The sequence below is a fragment of the Klebsiella sp. GL120222-02 genome, from assembly GCF_003097195.1.
GTDB classification, from domain to species: Bacteria; Pseudomonadota; Gammaproteobacteria; order Enterobacterales; family Enterobacteriaceae; genus Klebsiella; species Klebsiella variicola.
In genome coordinates, this window is sequence record NZ_QEQO01000002.1 from 540876 (window position 1) to 559464 (window position 18589).

Consider the following 18589-nt stretch of genomic DNA (forward strand, 5'->3'; position numbering starts at 1 on the left):
CACGGCGGGGTTTTTGCTAATCAATAGCCCGGTTTCCTGCTATTCTTGCGGCAAACAGAAGAGGAGAATGTGATGTATCCCGTTGACCTGCACATGCATACCGTCGCCAGCACCCACGCCTACAGCACCCTGCACGATTATATTGCGGAAGCAAAGCGTAAAGGGATCAAACTCTTCGCCATCACCGACCATGGCCCGGATATGGCGGATGCCCCGCACTACTGGCACTTCGTTAATATGCGCATCTGGCCTCGCCTGGTAGACGGGGTGGGGATCCTGCGCGGTATTGAGTCGAATATTAAAAATATCGAAGGTGAGATCGACTGCTCCGGGCCGATGTTAACCTCGCTTGATCTGATCATTGCCGGATTCCATGAGCCGGTGTTCCCGCCGCAGGATCGAGACACCCATACGCAGGCGATGATTGCCGCGATGGCCAGCGGTAAGGTGCATATGATTAGCCATCCGGGTAATCCGAAATTCCCGGTGGATATCCCGGCCATTGCCGAAGCGGCGGCCCGCTATCAGGTGGCGCTGGAGATTAATAACTCCTCTTTTATTTCATCGCGCGTGGGCAGTGAAGATAACTGTCGAGCTATCGCAGCGGCGGTGCGTGATGCCGGGGGATGGGTGGCGCTGGGCTCTGACTCTCACACTGCCTTTACCCTCGGGGAATTTACCGAATGCCGCAAGATCCTTGATGCGGTCGATTTCCCGGAGGAGAGGATCCTCAACGTTTCTCCGCGTCGCCTGCTCAACTTCCTCGAGTCGCGGGGCATGCCGGCGATCCCGGAATTTGCTGACCTTTAATTTGTATAACTGGAATAACTGAATGAACGAGTTTTCAATCCTCTGCCGCGTGCTGGGTTCGCTGTATTACCGTCAACCGCAGGACCCGCTGCTGGTGCCGCTGTTTACCCTGATCCGTGAGGGCAAACTGGCTGCCAGCTGGCCGCTTGAGCAGGATGAACTGCTGGCGCGTCTGCAGAAAAGCTGTGAGATGCAGTCCCTGGCGACGGACTATAATGCGCTGTTCGTCGGTGAAGCCTGCAGCGTGCCGCCGTACCGTAGCGCGTGGGTGGAGGGTTCCTCGGAAGCAGAAGTACGGGCTTTTATGAGCGAACACGGTATCCCGACAGGGGAAGGTCCGGCGGATCATCTCGGATCGCTGCTGTTGGCCGCCTCCTGGCTGGAGGATCATGCTACAGAAGACCAGAGCGAGACGCTGGAGCTCCTGTTTGCTGACTATATCCTGCCATGGTGCGGGACGATGCTGGGCAAAGTCGAAGCCCATGCGCACACGCCATTCTGGCGCACCATGGCGCCATTGACCCGCGACGCCATCGCCGCGATGTGGGACGAGCTTCAGGAAGAAGATGAGCAATAATATGTGATTTTAATCACTATTTGAATGCAACTGAAATTAGGTTCATTCATATACTGTGTTTTAGATCTCATTCTTCCGGCGCGTATCTGCTAGGATACGCGCCATGAACATACTCTTCGCAATCGCATTAACGACGGGCATTCTCTCCGGAATTTGGGGATGGGTGGCGGTCGCTCTCGGCCTGCTGAGCTGGGCCGGTTTCCTCGGCTGTACGGCCTATTTCGCCTGCCCGCAGGGCGGTCTGAAAGGTCTGGCCATCTCCTCGTGCACGGTAATGAGCGGCGTGGTCTGGGCATTAGTGATTATCCACGGTAGCGCACTGGCCCCGCAGCTGCAGATCCTCAGCTATATGATGACCGGTATCGTCGCCTTCCTGATGTGCATTCAGGCGCGACAGACATTGCTGTCGTTTGTACCGGGCACCTTTATCGGCGCCTGCGCGACTTTTGCGGCAGACGGCGACTGGCGCCTGGTGGTGCCCTCCCTGGCGTTGGGTCTGGTTTTTGGCTATGCCATGAAGAATAGTGGCCTGTGGCTGGCGGCCCGCGCGGGCAAACATAAATTGTTCGCTAATGACAACGCCTGACTGGCGAAACAGCAGACTCAACAGGACCCTTAGGGTCCTGTTTTTTTTAGCTTCCCGTCGCCAGGGCTGAGGGATAATCTTGCTCCCGGGGGCGGGAATGCCCTAGTATCGGCAGAAAGCCGTATCCACGCGCTATGCCGACAGGAGGAGAAATGGCTGTTCAACCTGAGGTAATTCTCGGCGATATTACGACGCTTGAAGTCGATGTGATTGTTAATGCGGCAAACCCCTCGCTGCTGGGCGGCGGCGGGGTAGATGGCGCGATCCACCGGGCGGCCGGCCCGGCGCTGCTGGCGGCTTGCAAACAGGTATTGCAGCAGCAGGGCGAATGTCCTCCCGGTCACGCGGTGATCACTATTGCGGGCGATCTTCCCGCCAGCGCGGTGATCCACACCGTGGGCCCGGTCTGGCACGGCGGCGACCGCATGGAAGCGCAAACCCTGGCGGATGCTTACAAAAACAGTCTGCAGCTGGCCGCGGCAAACAACTATCGCTCCATTGCGTTTCCGGCGATCAGCACCGGCGTGTATGGCTATCCAAAAGAGGAAGCGGCGGAGATCGCCGTGCGCACCGTCACCGCGTTTCTCACTCGCTATAACCCCCTTGAGCGCGTCCTGTTCGTCTGTTTTGATGAGGAAACGGCGGCTATCTATCGCCGCCTGCTGGCGTCATACCCCTGATCCAGCAGAATAGGCTATGATAACCGCCGGTATTGACGGGAAAGATGGATAGCAGGAGGGAGCAGGGTGTCAGAAGGAAAAGTACAGCAGAAGCAGCAGGCGCGCCGCGCAGAGATCGTTGCCGCTGCGCAAAGGTGTTTTGCTGAAAAGGGGCTGCATGGCGCTTCCGTTGCCGATATTGCCCGCGAGGCGGGCCTGAGCGTTGGTCAGCTGTATCGTATTTTTGCCAGCAAAGAGGCGATCATCGAAGCGATTGTCAGCGAAATCGTCCACGCCAGGGTCGGGGAGATGATCGATGAGAACCACAATCTGGCGCGCAAAGCGGCGGTGCTGGCCGGCAGGATCCCGACGTCGGCAGCCACCAAAAGCGACAATTATCTGCTGATGGAGATCAACGCCGAAGCCTCGCGTAACCCACGCTTGCGCGAGATCCTGGTGCAGGCCGATCGGCGTTTGAAAGAGGAAGGAGGGCGTCTGTCGCAGCGCTACCATCCCGGGCTCAGCGATGCGCGACGCAATGCCGCATCAGAGCTCATCGCCGTTCTGACCGAGGGGGCCGCCTATCGCTGTGAGCTGAGCGCCTCGACCCCGGTCGATAAGGCAGATTTAGAAGCTCTGTATAATATGATTTTCGACCGGCTTTTTGACGAGCAGGCGTAATGCGACACGCCTGGCGTGCCGCACCCGCGGCAAATTAGCTGGCCGAAGCCGGGGTTTTGGCCGGTTTGTTCATCGGTTTACCGGAGAACAGGAAACGCAGCAGCGGAATGCGCAGATGAATTTCATACAGGATCAGCGCGATACCCACCACAAAAACCAGCCCGACAATAAAGCCTAAGGTATTGGACTTGATGGCCGGGGTGATCCACGCCCCGTACAGTAGCGTCAGCGGGTGGTGCACCAGGTAAATAAACAGCGAGGCATTGACGAAATAGGTCACGCGCGCTGACTGGAAGTTCAGCAGTCGATGGCCGAGCGAAAAGACCACATTGACCATCCACAGCCCCAACACCATAGTAATCACCGATTCGGTTTCATACATCCAGCCGTCGCCGGACCCATACTGCTGATTCAGTCGATAGGCGATAAACCCGAGCAGCGCTGCGGCGCAGCACCACGGCGATGGAGTGGTGAACATGGTCTTTAAGCGTGGGTTAATAAAGGTCTGCGCGCCCAGCACAAAGAAGGGCAGATAGAACAGCGTCTGCATCACCACAAAGTTAAACAGACCATTGCTCAGCAGGGGCGGATAGAGCAGGAACAAGGACCGGCGGATCAGCGCATAAAAGACCCCCAGCGCGAGGAAAATCATCGTCAGCTGGCCCATGGTGACAGTGTCACTGAAGGCGAGGCCGTGGCCAGCCGGACGGCGCGTCAGCCATTTAAACAGCACCACCCCCAGCGAGGTCAGCACCACCAGAACCAGTAAAAACCACAGGTGGGAAATGAGCTCCCAGGCCAGGGTATTAAATTTGTCGTACATCGAAAGGGTATGCCAGTTTTCCGCCTTGCCGTTGACGTATTGCAGCATAATAAATTGCGGCAGCGTCAGCAGTGGGATGGCGGTCAGCATCGGAATACCGACCCGTTCAACGCGCACTTTCCACCATTTTTTCAGCGGGTAGCGCAGGAACAGCATGTAGGAGAAATAGCCGGAGATGACGAAAAAGACCTGCATGCGAAAGGCATGGATGAAGTCATTAAACAGCGTCAACCACCACGAGGGTTCGGCGCTGTTGACATGCCAGCTGTGGCTGGAATAAATCAGCGAAATGTGGAAAGGGATCCCCAGCAGCATCAACCAGGCGCGGATGCTGTCGAAGAAATATTCACGCTGTACCGGAGTATTATTCATACGATTCACGACAATCTCAGATAATTCGTCTTATCACTCAAGGTGATAACGCTTACATTATCAGCAACCCTACATGAACTCGGGGTATCTGTCTCCAGGATAAGCACTCAAAGTGCAAACGGGACAGCGAACTGTTTATTCCCTGTGCCGCCAGGCTGAACAAAGCAGGGATTATGTTGTCGGATTGCCTGAGTTTCCATTAAAATAGATCGGATCGATTTAAGCACACAAAGGGGGAAGTGCTTACTTATATGAAACATAAACCACAGATGATGAAAATGCGTTGGTTAAGCGCAGCCGTAATGTTGTCCCTGTGTACTTCATCTGCATGGGCGTTTAGCATTGATGACGTTGCAAAAGAGGCCAAAACGTTAGCCGGGAAAGGCTATGAAGCGCCGAAGAGTAACCTGCCCTCCGCTTTCCGCGACATGAAATACGCGGACTACCAGCAAATTCAGTTTAATCACGATAAAGCTTACTGGAATAACCAGAAAACCCCATTCAAGCTTGAATTTTACCATCAGGGGATGTACTTCGACACGCCGGTCACCATCAATGAAGTGACGGCGACCAGCGTGCGCAAAATTAAATATAGTCCGGACTATTTCAACTTTGGTAACGTCCAGCACGATAAAGACACGGTGAAAGACCTCGGTTTCGCCGGCTTCAAAGTACTGTATCCGATCAACAGCAAAGATAAGAACGATGAAATCGTCAGCATGCTCGGTGCCAGCTACTTCCGCGTGCTGGGTCAGGGTCAGGTTTACGGTCTGTCCGCGCGTGGTCTGGCTATCGATACCGCGCTGCCGTCCGGCGAAGAGTTCCCGCGTTTTCGTGAGTTCTGGATCGAACGTCCAAAAGCCACTGACAAGCGTCTGACTATCTATGCGCTGCTGGATTCCCCACGGGCAACCGGCGCCTATCGCTTTGTCATCATGCCGGGACGCGACACCGTCGTGGACGTCCAGTCCAAAGTTTACCTGCGTGACAAAGTCGGCAAACTGGGTGTGGCGCCGCTGACCAGCATGTTCCTGTTCGGTTCCAACCAGCCTTCTCCGACGCTCAACTATCGTCCGGCGCTGCACGACTCCAATGGTCTGTCTATCCTGGCCGGTAACGGCGAGTGGATCTGGCGTCCGCTGAACAATCCGAAACACCTGGCTGTCAGCAGCTATGCGATGGAAAACCCGCAAGGGTTCGGCCTGCTGCAGCGCGGCCGTCAGTTCTCGCGCTTCGAGGATCTCGACGATCGTTATGACCTGCGTCCAAGCGCCTGGATCACCCCGAAAGGGGACTGGGGCAAAGGGAAAATCGAGCTGGTTGAAATTCCGACCAACGATGAAACGAACGATAACATCGTGACTTACTGGACGCCGGATCAGCTGCCGGAGCCGGGCAAGGAGATGAACTTCAAATACACCATCACCTTCAGCCGCGATGAAGACAAGCTGCATGCGCCAGATAACGCTTACGTTATGCAGACCCGCCGCTCTACCGGCGACGTGAAGCAGTCGAACCTGATCCGTCAGCCGGACGGTACGGTTGCCTTCATTGTCGACTTCACCGGCGCCGATATGAAGAAACTGCCAGCGGATACCCCGGTCGCTGCTCAGGCGAGCACCGGCGATAACGCGGAAATCGTTGAAAATACCGTGCGTTACAATCCAGTGACCAAAGGCTGGCGGATGATCCTGCGTTTGAAGGTCAAAGATCCGAAGAAAACGACGGAAATGCGTGCCGCACTGGTTAACGGTGATGACACGTTGAGCGAAACCTGGAGCTATCAGCTGCCTGCCAATGAATAAGATAACGAAGTACATTGACGCATTGCCGCTGTCGGACGCCGAAAAATCGGCGCTGCCGGACACCAGCCTGCAGGCCGTTCATCAGGCCCTGGATGACGAACATCAGACCTTCGCTCGCGAAGACGACTCTCCGCTGGGGTCGGTGAAGGCGCGTCTGGCGCACAGCTGGCCGGATTCGCTTTCTGGCGATCAACTGGTGAAGGATGACGAAGGTCGTACCCAGCTGCATGCTATGCCGAAAGCCAGGCGTTCCTCGATGATCCCGGACCCGTGGCGGACTAACCCGGTCGGCCGCTTCTGGGATCGTCTGCGCGGCCGCGATGTCACGCCGCGCTATCTCTCCCGCCTGACGCAAGAAGAGCGCGAGAGTGAGCAAAAATGGCGTACCGTCGGCACCATTCGTCGCTACATCCTGCTGCTGCTGACGCTGTCGCAGACCGTGGTGGCCACCTGGTATATGAAAACCATTCTGCCTTATCAGGGCTGGGCGCTGATCAACCCGGCCGACATGGTGGGGCAGAACCTGTGGATCTCGTTCATGCAGCTGCTGCCGTACGTGTTGCAGAGCGGCATTCTGATCCTCTTCGCGGTGCTGTTCTGCTGGGTTTCCGCCGGCTTCTGGACTGCGTTAATGGGCTTTCTGCAGCTGTTGATTGGCCGCGACAAGTACAGTATTTCCGCCTCGACGGTTGGTGACGAACCGTTGAACCCGGCGCACCGTACGGCGCTTATTATGCCGATCTGTAACGAAGACGTTGACCGCGTTTTCGCCGGGTTGCGGGCGACCTGGGAGTCGGTGAAAGCGACCGGTAACGCCGCTCATTTCGACGTCTATATTCTCAGCGACAGCTATAACCCCGATATCTGTGTGGCTGAGCAAAAGGCGTGGATGGAGCTGATTGCCGAAGTGCAGGGCGAAGGGCAGATTTTCTATCGTCGTCGCCGTCGTCGCGTGAAGCGTAAGAGCGGCAACATCGATGATTTCTGCCGCCGCTGGGGCAGCCAGTACAGCTATATGGTGGTGCTGGACGCAGACTCGGTGATGACCGGCGAGTGTCTGAGCAGCCTGGTGCGCCTGATGGAAGCGAACCCGAACGCCGGGATCATCCAGTCATCCCCGCGCGCTTCGGGCATGGACACGCTGTATGCGCGTTGCCAGCAGTTTGCCACCCGGGTGTACGGTCCGCTGTTTACGGCCGGTCTGCACTTCTGGCAGCTGGGGGAGTCTCACTACTGGGGACACAACGCCATTATCCGCGTGAAGCCGTTCATTGAGCACTGCGCGCTGGCGCCGCTGCCGGGCGAGGGTAACTTTGCCGGGTCGATTCTGTCGCACGACTTCGTCGAAGCCGCGCTAATGCGCCGTGCCGGCTGGGGGGTGTGGATTGCCTACGATCTGCCGGGCTCCTATGAGGAGCTGCCGCCGAACCTGCTGGACGAGCTGAAACGCGACCGTCGCTGGTGTCAGGGCAACCTGATGAACTTCCGCCTGTTCCTCGTCAGAGGGATGCACCCGGTTCACCGGGCGGTGTTCCTCACCGGCGTGATGTCGTACCTGTCGGCGCCGCTGTGGTTTATGTTCCTTGCCCTGTCGACGGCGCTACAGGTGGTGCATGCCCTGACCGAGCCGCAGTACTTCCTGCAGCCGCGTCAGCTGTTCCCGGTGTGGCCGCAGTGGCGTCCAGAGCTGGCCATCGCGCTGTTCGCTTCGACCATGGTGCTGCTGTTCCTGCCGAAGCTGCTGAGTATTATTCTGGTGTGGTGTAAAGGGCCGAAAGAGTATGGCGGATTTATCCGCGTCACGCTTTCTCTGCTGCTGGAGGTCCTGTTCTCGGTCCTGCTGGCGCCGGTTCGCATGCTGTTCCACACCGTCTTCGTGGTCAGCGCCTTCCTCGGCTGGGAAGTGGTGTGGAATTCGCCGCAGCGTGATGATGACTCCACGCCGTGGGGAGAAGCCTTTATGCGTCACGGCTCGCAGCTGCTGCTGGGGCTGGTATGGGCAGTCGGAATGGCATGGCTGGATCTGCGCTTCCTGTTCTGGCTGGCGCCGATCGTCGTCTCGCTGATCCTGTCGCCGTTCGTGTCGGCGATCTCCAGCCGGGCGACCGTGGGCCTGCGCACCAAGCGCTGGAAGCTGTTCCTGATCCCGGAAGAGTATTCGCCGCCGCAGGTGCTCAAGGATACCGACGCGTACCTGACGCTGAACCGTCAGCGTTCACTGGACGATGGCTTTATGCACGCGGTATTCAATCCGTCGTTTAACGCCCTCGCCACGGCGATGGCCACCGCGCGCCACCGTCATGGTCATATCCTTGAGATCGCTCGCGAGCGCCACGTTGAGCAGGCGCTGAACGAAACGCCGGATAAGCTGAACCGCGATCGTCGACTGGTGCTGTTGAGCGACCCGGTGACCATGTCGCGTCTGCACTATCGCGTCTGGGCCGCGCCGGAGAAATATTCATCGTGGGTCAACGCCTATCAGCAGTTAGCGCTTAACCCGCTGGCGCTGAAAACGAAATAAGCCGTACGTAAAGGAAAATACCGGCAGCGATGCCGGTATTTTTTTATCTGAAACACGAGGTTGTGAATGCGAATATTATCGATCATTGCCATGGCGCTGCTGCTGAGCGGCTGCGGCAGCATTATCAGCCGGACGGTGCCCGGGCAGGGGCATGGCAATCAATATTACCCGGGCGTGCAGTGGGACGTTCGCGACTCGGCATGGCGCTATCTCACCGTTCTGGACCTGCCGTTCTCGCTGGTGTTCGATACGCTGCTGCTGCCGCTGGATGCCAGCCACGGGCCCTATAACTGATTAGCGCTCGTCCCACTCGTCGGCCGCCGTCTGTCCCTCTTCGGTGTCCAGCGAGGGCTCGAGCTGGAATTCGCCTTCATCCCACTCATGGAGGGTATTTTCCTCCAGCCACTCCTGGCGCAGCTCTATCTCATCATAATCCCCGTCGAAAACGCTCTGCGCAGCTTCGCCGCTGAGCATCGGTAAACATTCGCCTTGTTCGTCTTCGTCAGCAAAAAATTCGGCCTGCCAGGCGATATCGCCATCCTGCAGCACATACTTTTGAATATTAAGCTGCTCAACGTTAGCGCTCTCTTCATCGCTGTCAGGATTATTGGCGAGAAATTCTTCGCGTGCTGCATCAATAGCTTCTTCGAGCGTGGCATAGAACATCGAATCCTTTGGCATAGCGAATCTCCTGAGAAGAATATGAATTGAACACGATTCAATCTATAGAAGGCGGTAGCCAAAGCGTCAAGGGGCTGGGCCCCTCTGGACATTAATTTACTGAATGGCGGTCAGGCTGCGAGGCTTCCGCGGCAGGTCGGCGCAGGCTGAGGGTAGAATAAATGGCGTTAAAGAGCACCACGCCCGCGGTGACCAGGAATACCGCGCGGAAACCGTAGTTGGCGGACACCGAGGCGCCTATCAGGGGGCCGGTGACGTTGCCAATATCGCGGAACGACTGGTTATAGCTAAAGATACGCCCGGAGATCTGGCTGGTGGAATTATACACCAGCAGGGTTTGCACCGCCGGCAGCAGTGCCCCGTCTGCCGCGCCGAGCAGGAAACGCAGGATACCCAGCTGCAGTGGGGTCTGAACGAACGACATCGGGATCAGCAATAGCACAGAGATAATTAGCGCAACGATGAGGATCTTTTCCGGCCCGATACGATCCCCGAGCCTGCCCAGCCGCGGGGCGCTCATCAGCGCGGCTATCCCCGGCACCGAGGCGATCATCCCGCTAATAAAGGCGATGTTACTGACGTTGCCCGCGAGATCGCGCACGTAAAGCGTCAGAATCGGCGCAATGGAGCCGGTGGCCACCTGGATGATCAGCGAGGTCACAAACAGGCTGAGCACCAGCTTGGGATTCTGTAGCGAGGAGAAAACCTCTCTGGCGCTGAGCATCTCTTTTTTGGCGATCGGCACAAAATTTTCACGGATTAAAAACAGGGTAAACAGGAAGCAGATAAACAGCACCGCCGCGGTCATAAAGAAGACGGTGCGCAGGCCCCAGTGGTCGGCCAGGAAGCCACCCGCCAGCGGGCCGAGCAGGGCGCCGCTCACCGCGCCGGTTGACAGCGTGCCCAGCGCCCAGCCGCTTTTGTGGCGCGGGATCTGGGTGGCAATCAGGGCGTTGGCGTTGGGAATAAAGCCGCCCAGCAGGCCGAGCAGTGCGCGTAGCAGCAGAAACTGCCAGATATTCTGTGCCATCCCCATTAGCATCATCACTACGGACATTCCGAGGGCGGAACGCAGCAGCATAATTTTTCGTCCTTTGCGGTCAGCAAGACCGCCCCAGAACGGTGAGGCAATGGCGGAGAAGAGGAAGGTGATACTAAAGACCAGCCCGGACCACATGTTCAGCGCGCTATGCCCGGTGACCCCGAGCTGTTCGACATAGAGTGGCAGAAAGGGCATAACCAGACTGAAGGCGGCGCCCGTTAAAAAGCAGCCGAGCCAGGTCACGGTCAGATTTTGTTTCCAGTTAATAGGGGTATCAGCAGAGGACATAGGGTTCCACTGGCCTGCGCGGCAGGTCAAATTAAGAGAAAATATGAGCCTGCTAATTATGCGCCTGGGAAATAAATGCCGCAATGGAGGAGAGCTTTTAAAGCTAAAGCAGAGCCTAAAGCATGAGCGAGAAGCGCATTCCCGGCCACATGCGCGGCCGGGAAAAGGGATCAGTAGCGGGAGGGCATGCCCTCGGGGCGGGTTTTGAAGCGGCGGTGGAGCCACATATATTGTTCCGGGGCCATCATGATGCACTGCTCAACAATCTTGTTCATCCAGGCGGCCGTGGTTTCCGCGTCGTCCAGCGGCGGGGAACACTCTGGCGGCAGGATAATCAGTTCATAACCTTTACCATCCTGTTTGCGACGCGGGACGAAGGGGACGATACAGGCTTTGGACATTTTCGCCAGCATCCAGGTGCCGGAGGTGGTCGCCGCCTGGTCGACAGCGAACAGTGGGGCGAAGACGCTGGCGGTCGGACCGTAATCGTGATCCGGCGCATACCAGACCACGTCGCCTTTTTTCAGCGCCCGGATCATCCCTTTCAGATCCTTACGGTCAATCATGTCCTTATTGGATCGTAGCCGACCCCAGGTCTGCAGCCAGTCGATCACCGGGTTGTCGTTGGGGCGATAGACGCCAATCCCCGGCTCGTTCATGCCGAACATCCGCGCGCCCATCTCGAGAGTCAGGAAGTGAATACCGATTAGCAGAATGCCGCGCTGCTGCGCCTGCACATCGCGGATATGCTCAAAGCCGATGGTGTCGGTCCAGCGGGCGATACGACGAACCGGCCAGAACCAGGCCATCCCCGTCTCCATCAGTCCCATACCCACCGATTCAAAGTTCATCACCACCATTCGGTGACGTTCCTGCTCGCTTTTGTCGGGGAAGCAGAGCTCAAGGTTGCGATAGGCGATCTTCGCCCGACGCTTCATAAAGCGCATGGCCAGCCGGCCGATGGCATTTCCCAGGCGGTAAATCAGCGGATAGGGCAGTTGGACAACCAGCCACAGCAGGCCGATACCCAGCCACAGCAGCCAATAGCGCGGATGCAACAGCGCCGGAGAAAATTTAGGCAAATGAGTCATTTCATACCCGTATCAGTGAGCAACGTCTTATATTATCGCATTTTTTTACCGGCCAGCCAAAGGCGGCGACAGTCAGCTCGTTTTGTTAAGCGGGGCGCGACCGGGTGAGAGAAATGTAGCGTAAAATGTAGGGATGTAAATTAATTAGCTTTGCTATATCATGCCCGCCGTTTATTTCCTCATTTCTATGTCGAGCAGGTACACCATGCCAGTGTTACACAACCGCATTTCAAATGAGACGTTAAAGGCGCAAATGCTGGCTGAGACCGAGCCGCGCACGACGATCTCATTCTATAAATATTTCACCATTGTCGACCCGCAGGCCACTCGCGATGCGTTATGGGTTGCCTTAACCCAGCTGAAGGTCTTTGGCCGTATTTATCTGGCCCGGGAAGGGATCAACGCGCAAATCAGCGTGCCGGAAAGCAACGTTGAAGCCCTGCGTGAGTTTCTCTATGGCTTCGATCCGGCGCTGGCGGGGCTGCGTTTCAATATCGCCCTTGAGGACGATGGGAAATCTTTCTGGGTTCTGCGCCTGAAAGTGCGCGACCGTATTGTCGCCGATGGCATCGACGATCCCTCTTTCGATGCCTCCAATGTTGGGGATTATCTCAAGGCGGCGGACGTCAATGCCATGCTTGACGATCCGGATGCGGTATTTATCGATATGCGTAACCACTATGAATATGAGGTGGGTCATTTCGAAAACGCGCTGGAGATCCCGGCGGATACCTTCCGCGACCAGCTGCCGAAAGCCGTGGAAATGATGCAGGACCACAAAGACAAGAAAATTGTTATGTATTGCACCGGCGGTATTCGCTGTGAAAAAGCCAGCGCCTGGATGAAGCATAACGGTTTCAATAAGGTCTGGCATATCGAGGGCGGGATTATTGAGTACGCCCGCCGCGCACGTGAGCAGGGGCTGCCGGTCCGTTTTATTGGCAAAAACTTTGTCTTTGATGAGCGGATGGGCGAGCGTATCTCCGATGACGTCATCGCGCACTGTCATCAGTGTGGCGCGCCGTGCGATACCCATACCAATTGCCTGAATGATGGCTGTCATCTGCTGTTTATTCAGTGCCCGAGCTGCGCTGAGAAGTTTGCCGGTTGCTGTAGCGAAGCGTGCATGGAAGAGCATAAGCTGCCGGAAGAGGAGCAGCGCAAACTGCGCGCCGGACGCGAAAACGGCAATAAAATCTTTAACAAATCGCGTGGCCGACTGAACACCAAACTCGGGATCCCCGAGCCGGAGTCGTCAGAAAAACCATAACCAGACGAGATCGATGATCGCCAGCAGCAACCACAGCGCAAGGTAGATCATAAAGTGCTCGCGCACGTTGTTAACCAGCATATTAAACAGGCGACGCATAACCGTTCTCAATGACTAACGGCCTCGACACAGAGGCCGTTTTTTTTCCGGCGGCAAGCGTGCCGCATTCCGTTATGAGCTAAAGCGCGCCAGCGAGAAAGGCGTCAGGTTAAAGGTCGACGTCTGTCCCTGGGCAAACTGACTGGCAATTTCTCCCAGCACCGGCGCAAACTTAAAGCCATGGCCGCTCAGACCGGTGATCAGCAGTGTGTCTGGTCTGCCAGGGAGCGTATCGATAATAAAATCTTCATCGACCGTGTTGTCATAGGTGCAGGAGGCGCCGTGCAGACAGCCGCCGATCCCGGGCAGGACGTTACGTAAAAACGGAAAGGATTCGGAACCATCGCTGGCGACAGCGCCAAACGCCGATCGCTCCTGCGGCGTGGAGACAGGCTGACCGCCGTTATGCTTGCCGATCTTTAGCTCGTTATCTTCCGCCGGGAAACCGTAGTATTGATCGCCGTTGGGTAGCTCGCCGGTGAATGCCGGGAAATGATTCTTGCTGCTGTAACGGCCATCGGCCTGGAACCAGGCAAAAACCTTACGTACCGGCTGGATGGGGAGGTCCGGAAGCAGGCGGGTGACCCAGGTACCGGCGCTAATCAGCAATTTCTTGCCGTGATATTCACCGTCAAGGGTATCAATGGTGACCCCGTCTGCATGGTGATGAATGGCTGAGACCGGGCAGTTGAATAGCTGCGCGCAGCCAGCTTCCCGTGCCAGACGTATCCAGGTCTCGACAGCTAGCTCACTGCGCAGTACGCCGGACGCCGGTTCGAAAATCGCCCGATAGTCGTCGGGAAGGCGTATCTCCGGCCAGCGCTGCATGACGGCCTGAGCATCTAACTCTTCAACCTCAAGATCGAACGCCCTGGCGCTGGCGGCGACGTTGGCCAGGAAAGGAGAGCTGGCGGGGCCGAGGTTAATGACGCCGGTGCGTTCAAAAACGGCTTCGCCGCTGATTTCAGCCAGTTCATCCCACAGCTGCTGGGCGCGCAGCACCAGCGGAACATACTTTTCACCTTCGCCATAAGCGTGACGGATAAGACGGCTACTGCCATGATGGCTGCCCTCCTGATGGGGAGGTTGGTGGGCATCGGTCATCAGAACATTGAGTCCGGCACGACGCGCATAATAGCCAGCGGCAGCGCCGACCGATCCGCTGCCGATAATGATAAGATCGTATTGCATGGTGAGTTCCGGGTAATTGCCTTATTAGCAGGGTAATTAACTCCCTGCGCTTATACAAGCCCGAAAATAATTCAGGCACCCGCAGGTGCCTGTTAAGACTATTGTTTAGTCATTCCCCGTATCGCGTTAATGTCGGCGGTACTCGTTTTCCTGGTATTCGCCAGATTCAATCTTCGCAATGCCTGCTTCCAGGATTGAAATAAATTGACGTGCGACGTCCGTCGTTAGCCATAGCGTCTGGCCAATTTCAGCATCATGACTGTTTTCTTGAGTGGGGTTCTGGTAGTGCAGGCGCAACATCAGCGCATCGTAGCTATCAACGGTGCTGATGTCCCATCCAACGAGGGGATGGGTCTGAATGACTTCATTATTTTTTTCCATCATAACCCCTTATTCATATGTTAAAAGACAACAATTCTCGAGGTTTAATGCATGTTTTTTGAAGCAAGTTAATTATATCAGGGATCAAGAATAAACTCGAGAAATTAAATGAAAGGCAGCATGATTTTCTTGTTTTCGCCGCTTTTTTACGCAAAATAAGCGCGGGAAATGGCCATTTTAGCCGATATTAAGCAGAATAATCAGGAATATTCTGAACAAGAGGCGGGGAGAAAAAAGCCGGGGCGACCCGGCAAAGAAAAGCACAATGAGGGAGCAAACCAGAGTAACTGGATCCCGCCATGCTTCAGGAGAGATCGTGGACAAACCAGTCGTCCGCGCTTTCCCAGGTTTCCTGCAGGATTTCGCTTATCCGGTCTTTGTCTTCTTTCAGGGCGCCGAACACCGAGAGCTGGTTGCCGGTGGCGTAGCGCACGCTCACCTGACTGTCGATGGCCGGGAATTGCTCGGCGATACGCCGGGAGAGTTCGTTATTCAGCGCTTCCAGCGCGCCGTTGGGTAAGGCGGTCGTTTTGGCGATAGACACTTCGATGCGCATAATTGCCCCCTGTGTTTGGTACTGGTTATTTATACAGTATCTGGTGGGCGTTGACAACAGGGGGCTACGTTTTTTATCGCTTCATCGTCCAGCGAACGGTTTCACCCGCCAGGAACGGGACCAGGCTATCATTGGGCAGCGCAATGCTGTCAACGACCGTGGTCTCTTCACGCACCAGCTCAACATAGCTTTCATTGACCGGCAGACCGTAGAAGCGCGGGCCGTTCAGCGAGCAGAAGGCTTCAAAGTGCTGCAGAGCGTTCATTTCTTCAAACACGGTGGCGTAGCTGCCGAGGGCGGTCGGGGCGTTGAAGCAGCCGGCGCAGCCGCAGCTGGCTTCCTTACGATGGCGGGCGTGTGGTGCGGAGTCGGTGCCAAGGAAGGCGCGGCTAAAGCCGCTGGCGACCAGTTCGCGCAGCGCCTGCTGATGAATATTGCGTTTGAGTACCGGCAGGCAGTACAGGTGAGGACGAATACCGCCGACCAGCATATGGTTGCGGTTGAACATCAGGTGCTGCGGGGTAATAGTGGCCGCCAGCAGTTCATTACCGTCACGCACATATTCGGCGGCATCTTTGGTAGTAATATGCTCAAAGACCACCTTCAGACCGGGCAGGCGCTGGCGCAGGGGCTCCATCACCGTGTCAATAAAGCGCGCTTCACGATCGAAAATATCAATCTCGGCGTGGGTGACTTCCCCATGTACCAGCAGCGGCATGCCCAGTTTTTCCATCCGCTCCAGCACCGGCATAATGGCGTCGGTGCTGGTGACACCGTGGCTGGAGTTGGTCGTGGCGTTGGCCGGGTAGAGCTTGGCGGCGGTGAACACACCTTCGTTAAAGCCGCGCTCCAGCTCCGCCGGGTCGAGGGAATCTGTCAGATAGCAGGTCATCAACGGGGTAAAATCGTGCCCGGCCGGGACGGCGTCCATAATGCGCTGGCGATAGGCGATAGCCGCCGCGACGGTGGTGACAGGCGGCACCAGATTCGGCATCACGATCGCCCGGCCATAAAACTCACTGGTGTAAGGCACGACGGTTTTCAGCATATCGTCATCACGCAGATGGATATGCCAGTCGTCTGGGCGGCGGATTTTCAATACCTGGGGTTGTGCTGTCATGGAAGGCTCCGGCTAATAGGTTCAGTCATCAGGGCTGTTTTTTGCCGGGCACTAAGGATAAGCGTAAACGTTTTCCTTTGCACTCATTTCCGTAAAAAATTCAGGGCGCCGTAGCGCCCTGAAGATTAATTGGTAAAGGGGATGACAATTTCGCCCGGTTTCACCTCTATGCCCTTGGCATATTTCTTCGCCAGCGCTTCGCCGGTGCTGGCGTCTTCACGCAGGACATAGGCCGGTTGCTGGCTGAAGTAGCTGCGCAGCGACTGGTTCAGATAGGGGAGCAGGGCCTGAATCACCGACTGCAGCTTCTCGGGCGCCACTTTGGCATCGACCACCTCCATTTCCTGCAGGAAGATAGCGCCTTTCTCTCTGTCAAAGGTTGGCAGCGCTTTGAGCTTCAGATCGATCGTCGCTTTCTGGGTGCCGAACAGGGAGTTCAGATCGACGTTGGCGACCCCGGTCAGCGTGACTTTACCCGGCTCTTCACGGCCAATAGCGCTGGTCAGGTTCTGCAGCTCAATATGGGCATCGGCAACGCCTTTCAGACCGATATCTTTGGCGAAATGGTTACGCTTCTGCAGCGCCTGGTTTATCTCCTGCTCGCTTACCGTGTATTGGGTCAACTGGTTACAGCCGCTCAGCAGACCGCTGACAATCAGCGCCGCGGCGATCAATATCTTTTTCATGGGGTTCCTCAAGCTCGTACCATCATTCATCCTGACACAAAGCATCATGACCTGTCAGCATTCTTCATGCCAGCAGAATAGGCTGAAAGGCAGGAGAAACCGCGGACCTACGCGCTTAGGTGCGCGGCTCCAGCATACCGGAGGCGGAGCGTTTTGGACTGAATTGCCACCACAGGGCAAGGAAAGTGATAAACCCAATGGCGCCGAGCATCAGCCACGGCAGTTCGGGCTGGCCCACGGCTTTGCCGGCATCAAACAGCCAGCCGCCGCCCGCGTAACCCAGCGCGCCGCCGAAGGCGAGACCCAGGCGGCTGAACCCCATATAGCTGCCGCGCGCCCGGGCATCCGCCAGCGAGGCGCCCAGCGTCTCCCTGGCGGGTTCCGCGATGATCGAACCGATGTAAAACAGGCAGATCAGGGTAAATAACTGCTGCAAACTGCTGGTCATGCCAATCGGCAGCATCGCCAGCGTCATCACCAGCAGACCGGCCATCAGCCGGTGCTCAAGGCGGTAGCGTTTCTCGCTCCAGCGGGCAATGGGATAGAGCAGGGTCAGCGAAATGGTGGCTTCGATGGCGTACATCCACTTCACGGCGGCCGGCGAACCGGCAATGTCGTTCACCATGATCGGCAGCATCAGCATCACCTGCACCGCCAGCATGTAATAGCCTGTTAACGTCAGGACATAGGTGACGAAGCGCTTATCCCGCAGCACCCGTCCCAGCCCCTCGCGGACTGGCGTTTTCACCGTGGACAGTTTCCATGCTGGCAGATACCAGGCGTTAAACGCGGCGCAAGCGATAAACAGCGCGGCGCCGGCGCTGCACACCAGACGGAAGTCATACTGTAGCAGCCAACTGCCCAGCAGGGCGCCAATCACCGCGCCGGCGCTGTCCTGCATCATCAGGAGGGAGAAAAAGCGGCCGCGCTGATGCGGGCGCACCAGTTTGACCACCAGCGCGGCTCGTGGCGGATCGAACAACGTGCCGCCTAACCCGGACAAGATACAGGAGAGCCAGAGCACCCAGGGCTCATGGGCGACGGCCATCGCCGCGAAGCCGCCGGCGCGCATCAGCATGCCGGTGACAATCATGGGTTTCGCGCCGAAGCGGTCGGCAATGGCGCCGCCAAAAATGCCTAATCCTTGCTGCACCAGCTGGCGCAGGCCGAGCGCAATGCCGACCATCAGCGCTGCCCAACCCATCTGATCGACAAAGCGGATGGAAATCAGCGGAAAAACGACAAAAAAGCCCAGTACGACCAGCATGTTATCGACTAACAGGAAATATTTACCCAGGCTCCTTGCCTGCGAGACGCGGGACATTTCCCCTCCAGGGAAAAATAGAGATA

General features: G+C 56.8%; 20 protein-coding genes. 9 read left to right on the plus strand and 11 right to left on the minus strand.

Annotated features, from left to right (window positions below):
• Positions 1-72: 72 nt before the first annotated feature.
• From N438_RS07835 to N438_RS07855, 5 genes are all read left to right on the plus strand, one after another.
• Positions 73-810, plus strand: a complete 738-nt coding sequence (locus tag N438_RS07835; RefSeq protein ID WP_008805956.1) for a phosphatase — start codon at positions 73-75, stop codon at positions 808-810.
• Between the two features lie 22 nt (positions 811-832).
• The gene (locus N438_RS07840; protein ID WP_008805957.1) at positions 833-1387 is read left to right on the plus strand and encodes a molecular chaperone; all 555 of its coding nucleotides are present in this window, start codon (positions 833-835) and stop codon (positions 1385-1387) included.
• A 103-nt stretch (positions 1388-1490) separates the two neighbouring features.
• On the plus strand, positions 1491-1973 hold the full coding sequence (locus N438_RS07845; protein ID WP_016160611.1) for a DUF1097 domain-containing protein: 483 nt from the start codon (positions 1491-1493) through the stop codon (positions 1971-1973).
• Between the two features lie 152 nt (positions 1974-2125).
• On the plus strand, positions 2126-2653 hold the full coding sequence (gene ymdB / locus N438_RS07850) for an O-acetyl-ADP-ribose deacetylase (RefSeq protein ID WP_008805959.1): 528 nt from the start codon (positions 2126-2128) through the stop codon (positions 2651-2653).
• Between the two features lie 66 nt (positions 2654-2719).
• Entirely contained in the window at positions 2720-3313 is a 594-nt protein-coding gene (locus tag N438_RS07855; RefSeq protein ID WP_012968582.1) for a TetR/AcrR family transcriptional regulator, read from the plus strand.
• A 34-nt stretch (positions 3314-3347) separates the two neighbouring features.
• Here N438_RS07855 and mdoC read toward each other — a convergent pair whose 3' ends face one another.
• A complete protein-coding gene (mdoC, locus tag N438_RS07860) occupies positions 3348-4508 on the minus strand; it encodes a glucans biosynthesis protein MdoC (protein ID WP_012968581.1) in 1161 nt (386 codons plus the stop codon).
• Between the two features lie 251 nt (positions 4509-4759).
• Between mdoC and mdoG the strand changes: the two genes are divergently transcribed.
• From mdoG to N438_RS07880, 3 genes are all read left to right on the plus strand, one after another.
• On the plus strand, positions 4760-6313 hold the full coding sequence (gene mdoG, locus N438_RS07870) for a glucans biosynthesis protein MdoG (protein WP_012968580.1): 1554 nt from the start codon (positions 4760-4762) through the stop codon (positions 6311-6313).
• Positions 6306-8834, plus strand: a complete 2529-nt coding sequence (mdoH, locus tag N438_RS07875; protein WP_008805963.1) for a glucans biosynthesis glucosyltransferase MdoH — start codon at positions 6306-6308, stop codon at positions 8832-8834. The genes mdoG and mdoH overlap by 8 nt, the downstream gene beginning before the upstream one ends.
• 66 nt (positions 8835-8900) lie before the next feature.
• Positions 8901-9128, plus strand: coding sequence for a YceK/YidQ family lipoprotein (locus N438_RS07880; RefSeq protein ID WP_008805964.1), 228 nt, complete (start codon positions 8901-8903; stop codon positions 9126-9128).
• On the opposite strand, the gene N438_RS07885 is transcribed toward N438_RS07880, so the two are convergent.
• The 3 genes from N438_RS07885 to N438_RS07900 form a co-directional block, all read right to left on the minus strand.
• A complete protein-coding gene (locus N438_RS07885; protein WP_012542251.1) occupies positions 9129-9515 on the minus strand; it encodes a MysB family protein in 387 nt (128 codons plus the stop codon). It lies immediately after the preceding gene.
• Positions 9516-9606: 91 nt separating this feature from the next.
• Positions 9607-10845: a multidrug efflux MFS transporter MdtG gene (mdtG, locus tag N438_RS07890; protein WP_008805966.1), complete on the minus strand. Its 1239-nt coding sequence runs from the start codon at positions 10843-10845 to the stop codon at positions 9607-9609.
• Between the two features lie 170 nt (positions 10846-11015).
• Positions 11016-11936, minus strand: a complete 921-nt coding sequence (locus N438_RS07900) for a Kdo(2)-lipid IV(A) acyltransferase (RefSeq protein WP_116696207.1) — start codon at positions 11934-11936, stop codon at positions 11016-11018.
• A gap of 205 nt (positions 11937-12141) precedes the next feature.
• Between N438_RS07900 and N438_RS07905 the strand changes: the two genes are divergently transcribed.
• Positions 12142-13206, plus strand: coding sequence for a rhodanese-related sulfurtransferase (locus tag N438_RS07905; RefSeq protein WP_008805967.1), 1065 nt, complete (start codon positions 12142-12144; stop codon positions 13204-13206).
• Here the strand turns inward: N438_RS07905 and N438_RS07910 are convergent.
• From N438_RS07910 to mdtH, 7 genes are all read right to left on the minus strand, one after another.
• The gene (locus N438_RS07910) at positions 13192-13305 is read right to left on the minus strand and encodes a DUF2770 family protein (RefSeq protein ID WP_002898988.1); all 114 of its coding nucleotides are present in this window, start codon (positions 13303-13305) and stop codon (positions 13192-13194) included. The two genes, N438_RS07905 and N438_RS07910, sit on opposite strands and share 15 nt — an antisense overlap.
• 72 nt (positions 13306-13377) lie before the next feature.
• Positions 13378-14496 carry an N-methyl-L-tryptophan oxidase gene (gene solA, locus N438_RS07915; RefSeq protein WP_008805968.1) on the minus strand — a complete coding sequence of 373 codons (1119 nt, stop codon included), beginning with the start codon at positions 14494-14496 and terminating at the stop codon, positions 13378-13380.
• A 126-nt stretch (positions 14497-14622) separates the two neighbouring features.
• Positions 14623-14877 (minus strand): biofilm formation regulator BssS, encoded by a 255-nt coding sequence (bssS, locus tag N438_RS07920; protein WP_008805969.1) that lies wholly within the window; start codon positions 14875-14877, stop codon positions 14623-14625.
• A 304-nt stretch (positions 14878-15181) separates the two neighbouring features.
• On the minus strand, positions 15182-15433 hold the full coding sequence (gene dinI / locus N438_RS07930) for a DNA damage-inducible protein I (protein ID WP_002898994.1): 252 nt from the start codon (positions 15431-15433) through the stop codon (positions 15182-15184).
• A gap of 73 nt (positions 15434-15506) precedes the next feature.
• Complete coding sequence (gene pyrC / locus N438_RS07935) at positions 15507-16553, minus strand: dihydroorotase (RefSeq protein WP_008805970.1); 1047 nt, start codon at positions 16551-16553, stop codon at positions 15507-15509.
• Positions 16554-16678: 125 nt separating this feature from the next.
• Positions 16679-17239 (minus strand): lipoprotein, encoded by a 561-nt coding sequence (locus N438_RS07940; protein WP_012542249.1) that lies wholly within the window; start codon positions 17237-17239, stop codon positions 16679-16681.
• Between the two features lie 115 nt (positions 17240-17354).
• Entirely contained in the window at positions 17355-18563 is a 1209-nt protein-coding gene (gene mdtH, locus N438_RS07945; protein ID WP_012542248.1) for a multidrug efflux MFS transporter MdtH, read from the minus strand.
• Positions 18564-18589 lie beyond the last annotated feature (26 nt).

What these genes read in the sequence shown, in the direction of transcription:
- N438_RS07835 (WP_008805956.1), top strand. Translation starts at nt 73, where the DNA reads ATGTATCCCGTTGACCTGCACATGCATACCGTCGCCAGCACCCACGCC.
- N438_RS07840 (WP_008805957.1), top strand. Translation starts at nt 833, where the DNA reads ATGAACGAGTTTTCAATCCTCTGCCGCGTGCTGGGTTCGCTGTATTAC.
- N438_RS07845 (WP_016160611.1), top strand. Translation starts at nt 1,491, where the DNA reads ATGAACATACTCTTCGCAATCGCATTAACGACGGGCATTCTCTCCGGA.
- ymdB (WP_008805959.1), top strand. Translation starts at nt 2,126, where the DNA reads ATGGCTGTTCAACCTGAGGTAATTCTCGGCGATATTACGACGCTTGAA.
- mdoC (WP_012968581.1), bottom strand. Translation starts at nt 4,508, where the DNA reads ATGAATAATACTCCGGTACAGCGTGAATATTTCTTCGACAGCATCCGC.
- mdoG (WP_012968580.1), top strand. Translation starts at nt 4,760, where the DNA reads ATGAAACATAAACCACAGATGATGAAAATGCGTTGGTTAAGCGCAGCC.
- mdoH (WP_008805963.1), top strand. Translation starts at nt 6,306, where the DNA reads ATGAATAAGATAACGAAGTACATTGACGCATTGCCGCTGTCGGACGCC.
- N438_RS07880 (WP_008805964.1), top strand. Translation starts at nt 8,901, where the DNA reads ATGCGAATATTATCGATCATTGCCATGGCGCTGCTGCTGAGCGGCTGC.
- N438_RS07885 (WP_012542251.1), bottom strand. Translation starts at nt 9,515, where the DNA reads ATGCCAAAGGATTCGATGTTCTATGCCACGCTCGAAGAAGCTATTGAT.
- mdtG (WP_008805966.1), bottom strand. Translation starts at nt 10,845, where the DNA reads ATGTCCTCTGCTGATACCCCTATTAACTGGAAACAAAATCTGACCGTG.
- N438_RS07900 (WP_116696207.1), bottom strand. Translation starts at nt 11,936, where the DNA reads ATGACTCATTTGCCTAAATTTTCTCCGGCGCTGTTGCATCCGCGCTAT.
- N438_RS07905 (WP_008805967.1), top strand. Translation starts at nt 12,142, where the DNA reads ATGCCAGTGTTACACAACCGCATTTCAAATGAGACGTTAAAGGCGCAA.
- N438_RS07910 (WP_002898988.1), bottom strand. Translation starts at nt 13,305, where the DNA reads ATGCGTCGCCTGTTTAATATGCTGGTTAACAACGTGCGCGAGCACTTT.
- solA (WP_008805968.1), bottom strand. Translation starts at nt 14,496, where the DNA reads ATGCAATACGATCTTATCATTATCGGCAGCGGATCGGTCGGCGCTGCC.
- bssS (WP_008805969.1), bottom strand. Translation starts at nt 14,877, where the DNA reads ATGGAAAAAAATAATGAAGTCATTCAGACCCATCCCCTCGTTGGATGG.
- dinI (WP_002898994.1), bottom strand. Translation starts at nt 15,433, where the DNA reads ATGCGCATCGAAGTGTCTATCGCCAAAACGACCGCCTTACCCAACGGC.
- pyrC (WP_008805970.1), bottom strand. Translation starts at nt 16,553, where the DNA reads ATGACAGCACAACCCCAGGTATTGAAAATCCGCCGCCCAGACGACTGG.
- N438_RS07940 (WP_012542249.1), bottom strand. Translation starts at nt 17,239, where the DNA reads ATGAAAAAGATATTGATCGCCGCGGCGCTGATTGTCAGCGGTCTGCTG.
- mdtH (WP_012542248.1), bottom strand. Translation starts at nt 18,563, where the DNA reads ATGTCCCGCGTCTCGCAGGCAAGGAGCCTGGGTAAATATTTCCTGTTA.